Source organism: Methylorubrum sp. Q1 (genome assembly GCF_004683995.1).
In the GTDB taxonomy this organism is placed as follows: Bacteria; Pseudomonadota; Alphaproteobacteria; order Rhizobiales; family Beijerinckiaceae; genus Methylobacterium.
In genome coordinates this window covers 1-15,703 of sequence record NZ_SRHQ01000037.1, presented here as the reverse complement: position 1 = coordinate 15,703, position 15,703 = coordinate 1, and the positions used below count along the sequence as shown (strand labels likewise).

The following is a 15,703-nucleotide window of genomic DNA, read 5'->3' as shown; positions in this document are numbered from 1 at the left end:
AATCAGAGGCCTAGAGCATCATCCCGAAAGGTGGTTTCCGGCTTTCGGAAAAAGATGATGTAAAAACAAAAGCCGAGCGCATCGTGCTGGATCCGATATCCAGCACGATGCGCGAGAGACGCCGACCTGATGCAATCAGGTCGGGTACGGCTCTAGCACCTTCCAGGATGCGCACGCGGTCGGGCAGCCCGGCGGCGGCGAAGTCGTGCAGGATGCCGATGCCGGTCCCCGCCCGCACCGCCTCCCGTTGCCCGACCGCGCCGGCGCCGACTTCGTCATGCCGACGATGCGGTGAGGACGGTGATTGCCCGATCTCGTCGGATCTCGTCCGCGACGTTTCGTGGGCGAGGCCGGGCGCGGGGCGCAACGCTCTTTAACCGAAGAAGGCCGGTTCCGGTCAGCGCCGCACCGCAACGGCCCGGCGATCCAGCAGGTACGACACCGCCCAGATGGCGAAGCCCGAGAGGGCGAGGCCCATGCCGACCACGCCCGTCGTCGGCAGGCCGTATCCGGCCGCCAGCGCGAGGCCGGCCAGCCACGGTCCGAGGGCGTTGGCGGTGTTGAAGGCCGAATGGTTCAGGGCCGCCGCCATCGTCTGCGCATCCTCGGCCACGTCCATCAGCCGAGCCTGGAGCAGGCTCGACAGGCCGCCGCCGGAGCCGATCAGGAACACCGCCGCCACCATGGTCCAGACGTTCCCGGTCGCGAGGGGATAGAGGGCGAGCGCGCCGGCGCCCCACAGCAGGGTGAGGCCGATCGCCGGCATCAGGGCCCGGTCGCCGGCCCAGGCGCAGACGAAGGTTCCGGCGGTCAGGCCGAGGCCGAACACCGCGAGCACCGCGGGGATCACCACGGGAGAGGCGTGCGTGACCTCGAGCAGGGTCGAGGCGAGATAGGTGTAGACCGAGAACAGGCCGCCGAAACCGATGGCGCCGGTCATCAGGGTGAGCCAGACCTGCCCCCGCTTCAGGGCACCGAGTTCGCGCAGGGCGCTGGCACCCTGGACGGGCCGGCCGAGGGGAGCGAAGAGCTGGACCAGGATCGCCGTGAGGGTGGCGAGCGCCGCCACGAGGGCGAAGCTCCAGCGCCAGCCGACGACCTGCCCGATGCCGTTGGCGAGCGGCACGCCGACGATGGTGGCCACCGACAGGCCGAGGATCACCCGCGAGACCGCCTGCGTCCGGCGCTCCCGCGGCACGAGCGAGGCGGCGACCAGAGAGGCCACGCCGAAATAGGCCCCGTGCGGCAGCCCGGCAATGAAGCGGAAGGCCAGCATCCAGCCGTAATCCGGCGCGAGCGCCGAGAGGGCGTTGCCGACGGCGAACAGCAGCATGAGGCCGACGAGCAGGGTCCGGCGGGCGAAGCGCGCGGCCAGGACGGCGATCAGGGGGGCGCCGACCACCACGCCCAAAGCGTAGGCGCTAATGACGTGTCCGGCCGTCGGCGCATCGATGCCGAGTTCGGGAGCAAAGGCCGGCAGCAGGCTCATCGCGGCGAATTCCGTGGTGCCGATGGCGAAGCCCCCGACCGCGAGCGCGAGCAGGACGAGAGTCGGGTGGCGCCCCGGCGCGGCGCGCACCGGACGTATCTCCTCGGCGGCCTCGGGATCCGTGGGGCGGTTCTCGGTCGGTTCGGTCAGGGTCATGGTGGATCGCTTGCAAGCGCCAAGCCTCGTCGCGACCGGCGGCGCCGGTCCGGGCCAAGCGGGGGGTGACGAAACGGGAGCGGCCGGGCCGGACCGGGCGTCGGTCACGCCCGGCCCGGCCCGGCCTCGGTTCTTTCGGTACGGCTTCGGCCCGCCGCGCCTTCAGTTCAGCGGAGACTTGTCCTTGCCCCGGCCGGGGTTGGACGCGTCAACGAGATCGGGCGGAGCCTGTGCCGGCAATTGCTGGAGCTGTCCCGAGAGGTTGATGCGCTTCGTGCGCGCGAACGGCTCGAGCCGCACCGGGCCGCCGCTCTCCAGAGCCTTCAGGATCCCCTCGATCACCCGCAGGTCGGCGTAGCCCTCCTCGGCATCGGGCTCGGGGTCGGTGCCGTTCAGGATGCAATCCGAGAAGTACTTCAGCTCGCCGCCGAAATGGTCGGTGTTCTTGAAGCTGTCGTGGTGCTTCTCGTCGCCGATGGTCACCGTCCGCTCCAGCGGCTTGCCGTACATGTAGGCCGGATTGACCTCGACGCTGCCCTTGGTGCCGACGACCGCGTAGGTGTCGAGCACGCTGCCGTAATAGGACAGCACGAACTGCGCGAGGCGATTGCCGGGGAAGCGCAGGGTGACCGCGACGGTGTCGTCGAAGTCGCCGAACCCGGCCTCAGGGTGGCGCACGCCGACGGCCGAGACCACCTCGGTCGGCTCGTCGCCGAACACGTAGCGGGCGGCGTTGATCGTATACGGGCCCATGTCGAAGATCGGGCCGGCCTCGACGCCGCTCTTCGCCCGATGGTTCTCGGGCGAGACCATCTGCGTGAAGGTCGAGGTGAAGGTGAGGAGTTCACCGAGCGCGCCGGAGCGGATCAGGCCGATGGTGGCGAGCGTCGCCGGCTCGAAATGCAGCCGGTAGGCGACCATCAGCTTGGCCGACGAGGCGGCCTGCACCGCCATGATCTCCCGGCATTTTTCGCTCGAGATCTCGAGCGGCTTCTCCACCAGCACGTGGATGCCGGCCTTGAGGGCGGGAATCGCGAACTCGGCGTGGCGCCAGTTCGGGGTGGCGAGGTAGATCGCGTCGATGGTCCCCGAGGCCAGCAGCGTGCCGAACTCATCGTAGCCGTAGGTGTCGGTGACGCCGTATTGCTCACCGACCCGGCGCGCCTTCTCGGGATTGCCGGTGACGAGGGCGGTGACCTCCGAATTGCCGGTGTGGCGGACCCCGGGCAGCATCGCCTCCTGGGTGATGTCGCCCAGGCCGACGAAGGCGTAGCGGACGGTCTTGCCCTGGACGGGGCGGGGGAAGGTCGTGCCGGTCATGAAGAACTTTATCCGTGGGCGGGACGGGCTGACGAAGGGTCAGGACATGCCGGGCGGCCGCGATGCGGCCACGCCTTCCGTCAGCGCATGAATCGAAAACAGACCGGGTGGCGATCCGCTCCCCCTCGATCCGGCAAGGCTGATTGCGCCCATAGGCAAGAATGGCGGGATTCGACCGTTCCCGGCCGCAGCAGAGCGATTTCGCTGACGATCAAATATGAATCTAAGGCACGGGTCCTCGCAATCTCTTGATAGTGCGAGAACCGGCGCTCTAATGCGCCGGATGGGGCGGCTCGACAGCATCGACGATCTTCGCGTCTTCGACGCCATCATGCGGGCGGGCAGCCTGTCCGGTGCCGCGCAGGAACTCGACGTCTCGCTCACCGTGGTTTCCAAGCGACTCAAGCGCCTGGAGGCGCAGCTCGGCGTCCGCCTGCTCCAGCGGACGACGCGCCAGCTCGGCCTGACCGAGGAGGGCCAGGAATTCCTCGGGCGCTGCCGGATGGCGCTCGACGCCATCCAGGCGGCGGAGGAGGTCTGCGGCGACGGTGCCAGCGGCGTCGTCCGCGTAACGGCCACGGCGGGCTTCGCGCAGCGGCAGATCGCGCCGCGCCTGCCCCGCTTCCTCGCCCGCCACCCCGACATCTCGGTCCAGATCCTGACCAGCGACGACGTCCTCGACCTCGTGGAGCGCCGAATCGACGTGGCCATGCGGCAGGCGCCCCTCGCCGACAGCCGCCTGATCGCCCGCGCCTTCGTGCCGGACGCGCGCGTTCTGTGCGCCTCCCCGGCCTATCTCGCGAAGGCCGGTACGCCGCGCGATCCCTTCGACCTCGCCGGCCATGCCTGCCTGACGGTGGGCGATCCGGCGCCGAGCCAGTGGCGGCTGTGGCGCGGCGAGGAATCGGTCGAGATCCCGATCCGCTCCGTGGCCGGCGGCAATGACGGCGAGATCTGCCATGTCGGCGCGTTGGCGGATCTCGGCATCGCGATGAAGGCGGCCTGGGACGTGGCCGACGACGTGCGGACCGGGCGCCTCGTGCGCATCCTGCCGGACTGGTGGGGTGGGACGGATCGGTGGGTCCGCATCGTCTACCCGGCGCGTCTGCACCAGCCCCGGCGGGTTCGCGCCTTCATCGCCTTCATGGAAGACGAGATGACGACGTCCCTGGCCGAGAGCGCGGATCTCGGCCTGTTCGAGGCTGCGGCGCTGGCGAAGCTGCAGCCGCGCATCGACGCCGTGCGGCGCCGTCCCGAGCCTAAACTCGCCGAGCCTCGCCTCGCCGAGCCCGGACTCGCCGAGGCGAAACCCGCCTGACGCGCGCGCTGAAGACGAGTGCCGGGCCGGCCCGTCAGAGCGCGGTGATCAGGGCGACGGCTCCGAGGACGATTCCGGGGGCGTTGGCGAAGGAGACCGGCCAATCCCGGCGCAGGGCGCCGTAGGTCGTCCACAGCCCGCAATTCACCACCGTGGCGAGCGGCTGAATGACCGAGCCCTTCTGTCCGGCGAGGTTCAGCTGGATCTGGTCGAGATAGGAGACGAACATCAGGACGCCGGTGACGGTCGCGATCCAGCCGAGCCAGCGCACGAAGCGGTCGCTCGCGCCGACGCTGGCAGCCCGGTTGATGACGTGTGCGTCCGAACTCAAAAGTCTCCCCTCTTCGCTTGAAGAACCGCCCGCCGCGGTCGGCGATGGTCGGCGATGGCCGCCGTCGCGCGGTGCCTCGCATTAACGCGCCGTGGCGACCGGCCGAACTGTCCGAAACGGAAAGACACCCTGTCGAACCCGGCGATGATGCAGCGGTCATCGATGACCTATCTCGCATCGGGCGGAGATCCGGGGAGGGTTCGTCAGGACGATGGCGATGAGTCGGCGCGACCTCGGGAAAGCGATGTACGGCGCCGTGCTGGCGGGCGCCTCGTCCGATGCGGCGGCCCGGGCCACGCCCGGAGGGCCCCCGCCCGGAAACGTGATCCTGATCCGCGGCGGCTACGTCATGACGATGGATGCCGTGCGGGGCGACCTGCCCGGGGCCGACATCCTCGTTCGCGACGGGCGTATCGCCGAGATCGGACGCGGCCTGCCGGCTCCGGAGGGCGCCGACATCGTCGAGGCGGCGGGCGCGGTGGTCCTGCCGGGCTTCGTCGATGCCCACACCCATGGCGCGATCAGCCAGATGCGGGGTCTCTACGGCAACACGCCCGAGACCGCGTTCTTTCCCGTCACCAACCGGCTGTCGGCGCATTACAGGCCGGAGGACACCTATATCGGCATGCTGCTGAGCGCCGTGGAGAGTCTGGCCTCCGGCATCACCACGACGGCCGACTTCTTCGACGCCGTGCGCGACCGCGAACACGCGGAGGCCGGCCTCCGGGCGCTGCGGGACGCGCAGATCCGGGCGCGGCTGCTCTACGGGATGACGAGCAAGACCGCGGCGGCCCCGATCGATCTCGCCCATGTCGAGGAATGGCAGCGGGGCTGGGCGGACCGCTCGGCCGGCGGTCGCCTCTCTCTCGGCCTCGCTTGGCGCCTGCCGCAGGATCTCGACGACGCGCGGGCCTGGGCGATCAAGCAGGGGGAATGGGAGGCGGCCCGCCGGCTCGGGCTGCCGGTGCAGGTCCATGTCAGCGGCACGGTACCGGGACGGGCGGAGGCGATGTTCGACGCCCTGATCGCCCGGCGGATGCTTCGGCCGGGCCTGCAGGTCATCCATGCGACCGACGCCCGGGACGACCAGCTCGCCGCGCTGGAGGAGGCCGGCGCCGGCCTCGTGGTCACGCCTCTGACCGAGCACCGGGTCGGCTACGGCCTGACCCGGATCGATCGCTTCGCCGGGATCCGGCGCCTCGGCTTCGGCATCGATGGAAGTGCGCTGGCCGGCTCCACCGACATGTTCGCCCTCATGCGCCTCGCCGCGCTCACCCAGGCCGGCGCCGCGCGTGACGAGACGGCCGTCTCGCCCCGCCGGCTCCTGGAACTGGCGACGGTTGGCGGGGCGCGGGCGATGGGCCTCGATGCGGAGATCGGCACCCTCGTGCCGGGCCGCGCGGCCGACCTGCAGATCGTTCGGCTCGACACCTGGAACCTCGCGGGTTTCAAGGGCGGCGATCCGTCGGCGCTCCTCGTCTACTCGGCCCGACCGGAGGATGTTGCAACCGTCATGGTCGGAGGCCGCTTGGTGAAGCACGACCGTCGCCTTCTATTCGACGACCTCATGCTGCTCGACCAAGCCCGCCTATCCATCCTCGGAATTTGCAGACGTTCCAGCCAAGCCGGTCCTTGAGCAGGCCGTGCATCGAATCGTCGTTGCGGCATTCCCATTCCTTGGCCCCATTTCTTGACCCCATTCCTTGGCCGGTCTCCGGCAGCGGTTGAGCCAAGCAGAGGCCGGCCCCGGAGACGGCTTGAATCCGCCGATTGCCAGCGCGGCGAGGACCGGGGCTGGGTTGACCCCCGGAACGGCCACGGCCGGCGCGACCGCTTCCGCCGCCTCGGCGTCGAGCGGAGCGGATCCAGGCAGATCAACAAGGATCATCAGGCCGCTCTGACAGGGCGGGTCCGGTCGCCGCGCAGCGTGCAGGCGGCATGGATCAGGGCGAGGTGACTGAGACCCTGCGGCGTGTTGCCGAGGAAGTCACCGGTCTTCAGGTCGACCATCTCGCTCAGGATGCCGACCCCTGCAGGCAGAGCACGGATCGTGCCGGTGAAGACCTGCTCTGCCTCCTCCTGCCGCCCGAGCTCTGCCAGCGCCTCCGCCAGCCAGAACGAGCAGGCCAGGAACGCGCCTTCCTCCCGCTCGGCCCCGGAGTAACGGTAGAGGAAGGGCCCGCGTCCGAGCTCCTCGCGGATCGCGTCGAGCGTCGAGGACAGCCTGTCCCGGCCGTCGAAGCCGAAGCGGACGGCCAGCGCCAGCGACGCGTCGAGCCGCTCGGTGCCAGGATGGAGCACGAAGGCCTTGCGTGCTTCGGACCAGCAATGTTCCTCGATCCAGGCCGCGATGCGGTCGCGCTCGCGCGTCCAGCGCGGCACGCAGGTCGGGGGCAGGTGTCCGGCCTCGGCAAGCTCGACGGCGCGTGCGAGCCCCTGCCAGGCGCTGATCTTCGACATCGTGTAGTGCTGAGGCTCTCGCAGCTCCCAGATGCCGGCATCCTTCTGGCGCCAGCGGTCGGCGGCTTGGTCGGCGAGCGCCGACAGCACGGTGGCGCTTCTTTGGTCGAGGATGTTGCCATCGGCCACGAACAGGGCCGCCGTCTCGAAGATGTCGCCGTAGATGCCGTGCTGGTGCTGTAGAGCCGCGGCGTTGCCGACCAGGACCGGGCGCGAGGCGCGGTAACCCGGCAGCTCCAGGGCCCGCTCGTCCGGTCCGACCTCGCCGCACAGGGTGTAGAGCACCCGAGGACCGTGCTGGTCGAGGCGCTTCATCAGCCAGGAGAAAGCCGCCTTGGCCTCCGGCATCGCGCCGACCCGCAGGAAGGCGTTCACCGAGTAACCTGCATCCCGGATCCAGGCGTAGCGGTAATCGTAATTCTTCTCCCCGCCGATGCCCTCGGGCAGGGACGTCGTGGCTGCCGCGGCGATGGCGCCGCTCGGCGAGTAGAGGAGGAGCTTCAGCGCGAGCGCGCTGCGGCGGACCTCGTCGCGGTGCGGGCCGTCGTAGCGCAGCCCTTCGGCCCAGCGCCGCCAAGCCTCGTCGCTGACGTCGATGCGATGGTCGATCTCCTCCATCGTCGGCACTCCGAGCGGCTCGTCCTCACCTGCGAGCAACGCCACGGTCGCGCGCTCGCCCTCGGCGAGGGTCACGGTGGCGGCGATGGTGCGGTCATCCTCCTCGGTGACCCGGACGTTGTCGCTGCACCGGAACAGCCCGAGCACCGGCCCGACGTGGAAGACGCAGCCGTTCGGGTTCGGCTGAAGCCAGGGCGAGGCCGTGTCGCCGCGCGTGCCGAACACTGCGCGGACGCGGAACGTCATCGTACCCGACAGGACCTCGATGCGGCGGGCGAACTCGCACCAGGGCAGGCGGCCGGCGGTGGAACTGTTGAGCGACTCGGTCAGACGCGCCCGGCCCGTGCCCGAGGCCAGCACGGTATCGAGTACGTTGCTGTCCCGGCGGTAGCGCCGCTCGATGACCTTGGCACCCTCTGCCTCGACCTGGAAGAAGCCGCCGGCTTGCGGGTCGAGGAGGCTGTCGAAGAGCGGGGGCGAGTCCATCTCGGGCACGCACCACCACGCGACGGCACCATCCGGCGCCACGAGGACGACGGAGCGCCCGTCGCCCAATGCGGCGTAGTCTTGGATCGGGAAGTCCGAGCCCGGCAAGCGGGCGCCGTCCGAGCCGGCGCCATTGCAGTCCCCGGCGAAGTCTCGCCCGCCGTTCGTCCGTTTGCTCATGGTGCTGCTAGGGTCCCGTGCTCGTGCGATGGTTTCGGGCGGCTTCAGTTCTTGGGCATGGGGCGGGCTTTGGGCCGAGAAGGGCGAGGAGAAGGGCGAGGAGTGCCTGCCGATCGGCGGCGCGTACCTCGACAACAGTGCATCGCAGCATCAGTTGCATACCTATGCAGCCCGGCGCACGGAAAAGGGCTGCGTCGGAGGCAGTGCCTATGAGCGAGGTCGGGCCGGTGACTCGGAAGCGTCCACCTTCGTCGGTCGAGGTCGCGCGTCTGGCCGGCGTCTCGCAATCGGCGGTGTCACGGACGTTCACGCCCGGCAGCGTCGCCTCGCCGTCAACGCGGGCCAAGGTCCTCGCCGCGGCCGAGAGCCTTGGCTATCGGCCGAACCTTCTCTCGCGCTCGCTGATGACCGGTCGTTCGGACATCGTCGCCGTAGCAGTGGGCGCGCTGTCCAACCCGTTTCACGCCATGACCCTGGAGAGCTTCACGGCCGGCCTGCAGCGAACCGGCCGCCAGGTCATGCTGGTGCAGGTCGAGGACGAGTGGGCGCTGGGCTCTGCGGTCGAGCTGCTCGCGGGCTATCAGGTCGACGCGATCCTGAGCTCGCTGCCGGTTACCGAGCCGGAGGTCGTGCAGGCGCTCTCGCGCTTCGGGGTGCCGGTCGTCACCCTGAACTCCCCGGCGACTACGGACTGGGTGCGGACCGTCGTGACCGATGATGCCTGGGCGGGCGCCGAGATGGCGCGCCTGCTCCACGAGCGGGGTGCCCGACGCTTCGGCTACGTCGCGGGCCGGTCCGGAACGATGGGCCAGGAGCGTCGCGAGGCCGGCTTCCGGGAGGGGCTGCGGGAACTCGGGATCGACAGCTACGCCCGCGCTCAGGGCGACCACAAGCACGGCGGCGGCTACGAGGCGGTTCGAGCGCTCTACGCTTCGGGCACCGGGCCCGACGGCCTGTTCTGCTTCAACGACCTGACCGCGATGGGCGCCATCGACGGGCTTCGGCATGAGTTCGGGCTACGCTGTCCCGAGGATGTGCTCGTCGCCGGCTACGACAACATCGCGGCTGCGGCTTGGCCGTCGTACCGCTTGACCACGGTCGATATCGGGCTCGCGGCGGTCACCGAGTCCGCGTTGGCGCTGATCGCGTCGCAAGCCGGCGAAGCCACGGAGGCGCTGGTCAGGCCTCATTTGGTCGAGCGCACCAGTACCCTGAGCCAGCGTTAGCAGGCCAAACACCTATTGGCATCAACAAACCGGCCGGCCGGCCGACTCAAGGAATGCCCTTGTCTGCTGAAGGCGCAGATCTATCAATCATCGCAGCCTGATTAAAAGGTCGCCTCAGCAATTCAGTTCTTGAGAGCTGATCCGTCCCATCCCACGATCGTTGCGCCATCCGTCGGGCCTCGCCCGGCGTGGCCCGCCCGAGCGAGCGCAGGATCTCGCGCTGGCCGAACCGCTGGCGCAGGTCGTGGGGGATGATACGGCGAAAAAAGACCGTTTGTCGGCGGCGGCGGGTGCGAGGCAAGGCAGGAATCCCTGCCGTCCGGACAAGTGGACCTCCCGAGTGGACCTGGACGGAGCGGTCGGCCCGGGCGGGTCCGAAAACAGCCGGAGAATCAACGGTCGGCTGAGAATCTCGAGCCTTTGGCTGGGGCGCCAGGATTCTCACCCAGAACGACCTCAGCAAAAGACATCTACTAAATCATTGCAATTGCATGCGCTTTACCTTCTTGCGCACACGCAGTGGATACGATCCTGCGCTCATTGCCAAGGGCGCCCTCTGGCCATCCACAGGCGGCTGCAAGGCATCGCCCTCTTGCTCACTCAGGTCGCTCTGAAGCATGTTGATCTTGCCCTCTGGCCTGCCCTCATTCTGAAGCTAAGGTCCGTCGATCAGGAGACGGACGATGAAGAAGAGCCGGTTCAGCGAAGAGCAGATCATCGGCATCCTGAAGGAGCAGCAGGCCGGGCTGCCGGTCGCTGAGATCTGCCGCCGCCACGGCATCAGCGACGCGACGTTCTACACGTGGCGCTCTCGCTACGGCGGCATGGAGGTCTCGGACGCGCGCCGCCTGAAGACGCTCGACGAGGAGAACCGCAAGCTCAAGAAACTCCTGGCCGAAGCGATGCTCGACGTGGCCACGCTGCGTGAGGGTTTGAGAAAAAACTTCTGACGCCCGGCGCACGGAGAACGGCCGTGAGCTGGGCCATCGAGGAGAAGGGCTACTCGCAGCGTCGCGCCTGCGGGCTGATCGGCCTGGAGCCGAAGACCTACCGCTACGCCTCGACGCGAGGTGACGATGCGGCCGTGCGGGTACGCCTGCGCGGCCTGGCCGGCGAGCGCCGCCGGTTCGGCTACCGGCGCCTGCTCATCCTGCTGCGGCGGGAGGGCCTCACGCTGAACCACAAGAAGCTGTTCCGCCTCTATCGGGAAGAGCGGCTGTCGGTGCGCAGGCGGGGTGGGCGCAAGCGTGCCCTTGGCACGCGGGCACCGGCCGCCGCGCCGCAGGAGCCGAACCAGCGCTGGAGCCTCGACTTCGTCTCCGACACGCTCGACGACGGGCGGCGCTTCCGCATCCTCGTCGTGGTCGACGACTGCACGCGGGAGTGCTTGGCGCTGGTGGTCTGGCCTGCCCCCATTCGGTGGCCCAGTTCAAATCTAATGCATGGTGGGCTTTTCGGCGACGTTTGAGGTGGCCGGCGAAGCGGGTTGGGGTGGCGCAGCCGGCCACAGCACGGCGTTGGGCGCTGGAGGGCGGTAGCCGAGCGAGGAGTGCGGGCGCCGGGTGTTGTAGTGCCGGCGCCAACTCTCGATGACGATGCGGGCCTCGGCGAGGCTGTAGAACAGCTCGCCGTTCAGAAGCTCGTCGCGAAGCTTCGAGTTGAAGCTCTCGCAGTAGCCGTTCTCCCATGGGCTGCCGGGCTCGATGAACGCTGTCTTCGCTCCGACCGCCGTGATCCATTCGCGCACCGCTTTAGCGACGAACTCAGGACCGTTGTCCGACCGAACGTGACCCGGCACACCGCGCAGGATGAAGAGGTCGGACAGGACGTCGATGACGTCGGTGGACTTGAGCTTCCGGTCGATCCAGATCGCAATGCATTCCCGGGTGAACTCGTCGATCACATTCAGCATTCGGAACTTCCGACCGTTGTGGGTGCGATCTTCGACAAAATCATAGGACCAGACGTGGTTGGGATATTCCGGTCGCAGCCGGATGCACGAACCGTCGTTCAGCCAAAGCCGGCCTCGCTTTGGTTGCCGGGCCGGCACCTTGAGGCCTTCCTGACGCCAGATCCGCTCGACGCGCTTCAGGTTGACCAGCCAGCCCGCCTCTTGCAGCAGCGCCGTGATCCGCCTGTAGCCATAGCGGCCAAATTGGGTGGCGAACTCGACGATGTCGACCGTCAGCGACGCGTCGTCAGCCCGCCCCTTCGGCACCTTGCGCTGCGTGGACCGATGCTGCCCCAAAACCCGGCACGCCAACCGCTCCGACACGCCGAACTTCATCACGGTGTGGTCGATGCATTGGCGACGGCGGGCGGGGCTCACCAGTTTCCCGAGGCGGCTTCCTTCAGGATCAGCTTCTCGAGCGTCAGGTCCGAGACTGCCTTACGCAGGCGCTCATTCTCCTTCTCCAAGTCCTTCAGACGCTTCATCTGGTCGGACTTCAGCCCGCCGAACTCCTTGCGCCATCGATAGTAGGTGAACGGCGTCACACTGATTGTGCGGATCGCTTCCGCCACCGGATGACCCTGCGACAGCAGCACGTCGACCTGCCTCAGCTTGGCAACGATCTCTTCAGGCTTGTGCTTCTTTTGCGGCATTCCTGGCATCCTCCAAAGGCTCGAAAGCCTACTTCAGGGAGGACCACTTTTCAGGGGGCAGACCAATCTGCCCTTCCGCCTGACCGTTGCTCCATGACGTCGTCAAGGCCGCGCGCACCGCCGCTCCGTCGCGTTCCAGCCCGGACGCGAACGTCTTGAGGGCCGGTATGTCGCTGAGACGCGCCGCCTCGAGCCAGATGTCGAGTTCGCCGGCGGGATCCACGGGCGGGGTGCCATCGACGCAACAGCTACGGACCAGGGTGGCGAACCGCTGCGCCAGCGCACCGAACCGGGCCGCCTCCGGGTCCTGCTCGATCCGGCCAATGGCGGCGGTCGCATGGGGCGGGCGGGCCTCGATGGGCTGGGTCAGGAACCAGGCGAGTTGTTTCGGCGATGGAAGAGCGATCGGATCCGCAGCCGGCGATGGCGTGCGGACCAGCCATTTGCGGGCGGTGCGCCGCGCCGGCCTCGTGCGATGCTCGGCGACGAAGCGAGTAACCTGGCGATGTGTGCCGGCAAAGCCCCGATCACGGAGTTCGCGCCAGAGCTCCATCGCGTTCTCGCAACCCTGGGTCATCCGCTCCTCCAGATGCATCAGATGAGGATCGAGGCGGCTGGGTTCGGGGCGACGTGCCGCGCGTTCCGGAAAGCTCTCGGCCTGAGCGTACTTGCGCACCGTTCCGCGCGCGAGGCCTGTCGCCCGAGCAATTGCCAGCAAGGTCTCGCCGGCTTGGGAGCGCCGACGCACGTCCTCGTAGGCCGCCAGACGGCGAGCGCGGCTGTCGCGGCTCACGGCGATCTCGGCCTCGCTCCGGCGGTAGGCGCGCAGACGCTGTCCGGGGCGTCGGCTATCTCCGATGGCAAGGCTTGGCAGGCATCGCAAGCGTCCATGGACACGGGCAAGCCAACGCTCCAAGGCTTGGCGCAGATTGAGGAGAAGATGCCACCGGTCGGCGACCTGAACAGCTGCAGGAGCGCCCAGGGTGGCTGCGCGGGCGTATTCGGACGAGCGGTCACGCGTGATCACTGTGATACCGGGATGGCGACGCAGCCACGCGGCAACCGTCGTGCTGGTTCGGTCCGGCAGCAGGTCGATGGGACGGCGTCGGTCGAGATCGACGAGGAGCGTGCCGTAGGTCTGTCCCTTGCGGATCGCCCAGTCATCGATTCCCACCGCCCGCAGCGGACCGATCGACGGCAGCGTCATGCCGTGCACGAGGCGCAGCATCGTATCGGGGCTCGTGGCCATCGCCAGATGCCCGGCCAAGCGGGCGCCGGCTTCGCCACCGAGCGCGAGGCCCACCCGAGCCTGTGCCTCGGCGAGCCGATCCGTGCGTCGTGCGCGTGATGGGAGGAGCCGCGGCAGGGGTTCGACGAATGTGCCCCGTCGGCAGGCGCGGTGATGGCAATAGAAGCGTCGAACCGTGAGCCGCAGCGTCACGGCCTCGCCGAAACTGGGAAGATCGGCAGGATGCCGGACGTATCGACTATGGACGGCAGAGCTTGGCTCACCGCAATCAGGACAGCGCCGATGATTCCGACGAGCATGGGCAAGGATGATGAGACGACCGGAGCGGCGAAGGACTTGGTCGACGACGCAGCCCGGCAAGGATGATGGCAAAATCATCCTTGCCGTGAATCAGCCCATCGAAGCTGCGTCGCCGTGACCTTTCCACGCAAACTGCGGGAGAACCGCGAAACCAGGGGAGGATCACTCTTCGCACATGCCCTGGCTACGGACGGTGATCACGGATTTGCGCGGCAACGCACGACTTGGTCAGTCCATCTAAAACAGAACGAGCGCAACGCCGACATCCCAGGGGCCGAACTCGAAACGGAGCCGGGAGCGGTCATGGACCGCGTTCAGCCTCTTTGGCGAGCTTCGATCCAAATCCCAAAACGACACCATCCGCGGCAGGTGCTGCCCCCAATCTCGGCTGTGGACAAGCCTCCGCAGCTCGATCCTGGCGGCCGAGAACGGATTGATGCGCGTCGTACTTCGTGCAATCCAGGCACGGTCTCGGCAACGAACAGGCTGGGACTGTGGGCTGCTGCTCCTTCTGAGACCAGCAGTTCGAGAGCTCGATGCTGCTGATGCAGCATGTATCCTCCGGGTTGGCCTGTGCTGGCGCGGCGGAACGGTTGTTCGGGACATCTCATCCCGGATCACCGATCCGACCCGTCCCTTGCCTCCGGCATCCGACAGTCCGGTTCGTGGACGTATGCGGATGAGCAGCTCGGCCGGTGCAGACCGGTCGCTGAGGGATTGCTCTTCAGGCGCTTAGGAACCGGGGCCCTTCGTGGCTGGCTGAACCGGTTCCACCTCTCTCCTCAGGGACAGGTGCGCCACGATGCGATCCTCAATCAAAAATTTTCATCTCGACCCTGCGCGTACGGAAGGACCGCCGCGCGCTCATGCCGAACGGCGAACGACGTCGTGAGGCGGGCATGGCACGCCCACCCCGCTTCGAACAGGCGGTTGCCGAGGTTCGTGTCGAGAACCGCTGCGTCGAACTCTGGATGGAGGAAAACTTCGCGGCGCTTCACGCGGCATATCCAAGCGGCCGCCTCAATCTGCGCGAACTCTCCGAAGTCGTACGACGCTGCGGCCTGACCAACAGTCACGGCGGACGGCTCACGGACGCGACACTCTCCAAGACCTGGGCACGGGTCCGTCAGCGGATGCTGACGGCGGCTCCATCGCCTCGACTTGAGGCCAACGAGGTCGCTCGCGGTGTCGTCACGCTGCCTTGGCGGGAAGCCGAGCTCCGGCCTGAACCCGCCTCGCCGGTCGACCGGATTCGCACGCCCGCCACCGTCCAGCCCCGAGCCCAACCTGCCGCAGCGCAAGGGAGCGCCGCCGAGCAGATCGCTCGCCTGCGAGCCGAGCAGCGCGCCGGGCGCCCCCCGATGCCCACATCCGTCGACCTCGCCAGCCCAGCTCAACTCAATAACTTTGCAGAAAGCATCCCGTCATGAGCAAGAATAACATCGTCGCTAAGATCCCTGCCCCTCTCACGAAGGAGGTCATCCATCCGGATGCTCACGGGGAGACCGTTGCGGTTCCACAGGTCGAGCCGGCGGACCGGACCTTAAGCGGTCGCGACAGCGATGCGGCGATCCAGACCCTGCTCGTCACCATCGGCCGGGGAAAGTCGGGCAAGTCCTTGATGAGCAAGCTACTCATCGAATGCGCCCGGGCTGCGAACCTGCCCCTGCGCGCCACCGATGCCGACCCCACGAACTCGGGTCTGAAGGATACGCATGCCGACACCGTTCCGGTGGCGGATGCCGATCCGCAGACTGTCTACGATCATACGCGGGCCGAGATCGAGCGACTGCTTGCCGGCAACGCCTCCACCCTGCTCGATTTCGGCGCCGGCAATCCGACTATTACGACCTTGCTGCGCGAGCTCAATCTCGCACGACTGCTCAAACGACGGGGCAAGCGGCTGACGCTGTTCTGTCTATTCGGTCCAGAGCGCGGAGACCTCTCTCAGATCGCAACCTTCCTG

12 protein-coding genes and 2 pseudogenes are annotated in these 15,703 nt (G+C 68.0%); 6 read left to right on the top strand and 8 right to left on the bottom strand.

What is annotated here, in order from left to right:
• Window positions 1-10 precede the first annotated feature (10 nt).
• From E4V01_RS26770 to E4V01_RS23550, 3 genes are all read right to left on the bottom strand, one after another.
• A complete protein-coding gene (locus E4V01_RS26770) occupies window positions 11-367 on the bottom strand; it encodes a hypothetical protein (protein WP_083530804.1) in 357 nt (118 codons plus the stop codon).
• A gap of 30 nt (window positions 368-397) precedes the next feature.
• On the bottom strand, window positions 398-1,645 hold the full coding sequence (locus E4V01_RS23555; RefSeq protein WP_083530803.1) for an MFS transporter: 1,248 nt from the start codon (window positions 1,643-1,645) through the stop codon (window positions 398-400).
• Between the two features lie 162 nt (window positions 1,646-1,807).
• Window positions 1,808-2,965, bottom strand: coding sequence for a Gfo/Idh/MocA family protein (locus E4V01_RS23550; RefSeq protein ID WP_135300046.1), 1,158 nt, complete (start codon window positions 2,963-2,965; stop codon window positions 1,808-1,810).
• Window positions 2,966-3,239: 274 nt separating this feature from the next.
• Between E4V01_RS23550 and E4V01_RS23545 the strand changes: the two genes are divergently transcribed.
• A complete protein-coding gene (locus E4V01_RS23545) occupies window positions 3,240-4,283 on the top strand; it encodes a LysR family transcriptional regulator (RefSeq protein ID WP_158509737.1) in 1,044 nt (347 codons plus the stop codon).
• A 34-nt stretch (window positions 4,284-4,317) separates the two neighbouring features.
• On the opposite strand, the gene E4V01_RS23540 is transcribed toward E4V01_RS23545, so the two are convergent.
• Window positions 4,318-4,614, bottom strand: a complete 297-nt coding sequence (locus E4V01_RS23540) for a SemiSWEET family transporter (protein ID WP_135300045.1) — start codon at window positions 4,612-4,614, stop codon at window positions 4,318-4,320.
• A 217-nt stretch (window positions 4,615-4,831) separates the two neighbouring features.
• Here E4V01_RS23540 and E4V01_RS23535 point away from each other — a divergent pair, with 217 nt between their 5' ends.
• Complete coding sequence (locus E4V01_RS23535; protein WP_158509736.1) at window positions 4,832-6,250, top strand: amidohydrolase family protein; 1,419 nt, start codon at window positions 4,832-4,834, stop codon at window positions 6,248-6,250.
• Window positions 6,251-6,501: 251 nt separating this feature from the next.
• Here the strand turns inward: E4V01_RS23535 and E4V01_RS23530 are convergent, their stop codons facing one another.
• A complete protein-coding gene (locus E4V01_RS23530) occupies window positions 6,502-8,358 on the bottom strand; it encodes a glycoside hydrolase family 15 protein (protein WP_083530800.1) in 1,857 nt (618 codons plus the stop codon).
• A gap of 209 nt (window positions 8,359-8,567) precedes the next feature.
• On the opposite strand from E4V01_RS23530, the gene E4V01_RS23525 reads away from it, so the two are divergent.
• Complete coding sequence (locus E4V01_RS23525; protein WP_060769323.1) at window positions 8,568-9,584, top strand: LacI family DNA-binding transcriptional regulator; 1,017 nt, start codon at window positions 8,568-8,570, stop codon at window positions 9,582-9,584.
• Window positions 9,585-9,630: 46 nt separating this feature from the next.
• Here E4V01_RS23525 and E4V01_RS26765 read toward each other — a convergent pair whose 3' ends face one another.
• On the bottom strand, window positions 9,631-10,029 hold the full coding sequence (locus E4V01_RS26765) for a DUF6538 domain-containing protein (RefSeq protein WP_353612596.1): 399 nt from the start codon (window positions 10,027-10,029) through the stop codon (window positions 9,631-9,633).
• Window positions 10,030-10,267: 238 nt separating this feature from the next.
• Here E4V01_RS26765 and E4V01_RS23515 point away from each other — a divergent pair.
• Window positions 10,268-10,986, top strand: a pseudogene (locus tag E4V01_RS23515) (IS3 family transposase); the annotation flags it as partial.
• 33 nt (window positions 10,987-11,019) lie between these two features.
• Here E4V01_RS23515 and E4V01_RS23510 read toward each other — a convergent pair.
• A protein-coding gene (locus E4V01_RS23510) for an IS3 family transposase (RefSeq protein ID WP_135300043.1) occupies window positions 11,020-12,188 on the bottom strand; the annotation gives its coding sequence in 2 pieces (ribosomal slippage) (window positions 11,020-11,924 and window positions 11,924-12,188; 1,170 coding nt in all).
• Between the two features lie 64 nt (window positions 12,189-12,252).
• A pseudogene (locus tag E4V01_RS23505) lies at window positions 12,253-13,815 on the bottom strand (ISL3 family transposase); the annotation flags it as partial.
• A gap of 788 nt (window positions 13,816-14,603) precedes the next feature.
• Here E4V01_RS23505 and E4V01_RS23500 point away from each other — a divergent pair.
• The gene (locus E4V01_RS23500) at window positions 14,604-15,167 is read left to right on the top strand and encodes a hypothetical protein (protein WP_135300042.1); all 564 of its coding nucleotides are present in this window, start codon (window positions 14,604-14,606) and stop codon (window positions 15,165-15,167) included.
• Window positions 15,164-15,703: hypothetical protein (locus E4V01_RS23495; RefSeq protein WP_210234771.1), on the top strand; the 540-nt coding region annotated here is incomplete at its 3' end. The genes E4V01_RS23500 and E4V01_RS23495, both read left to right, overlap by 4 nt.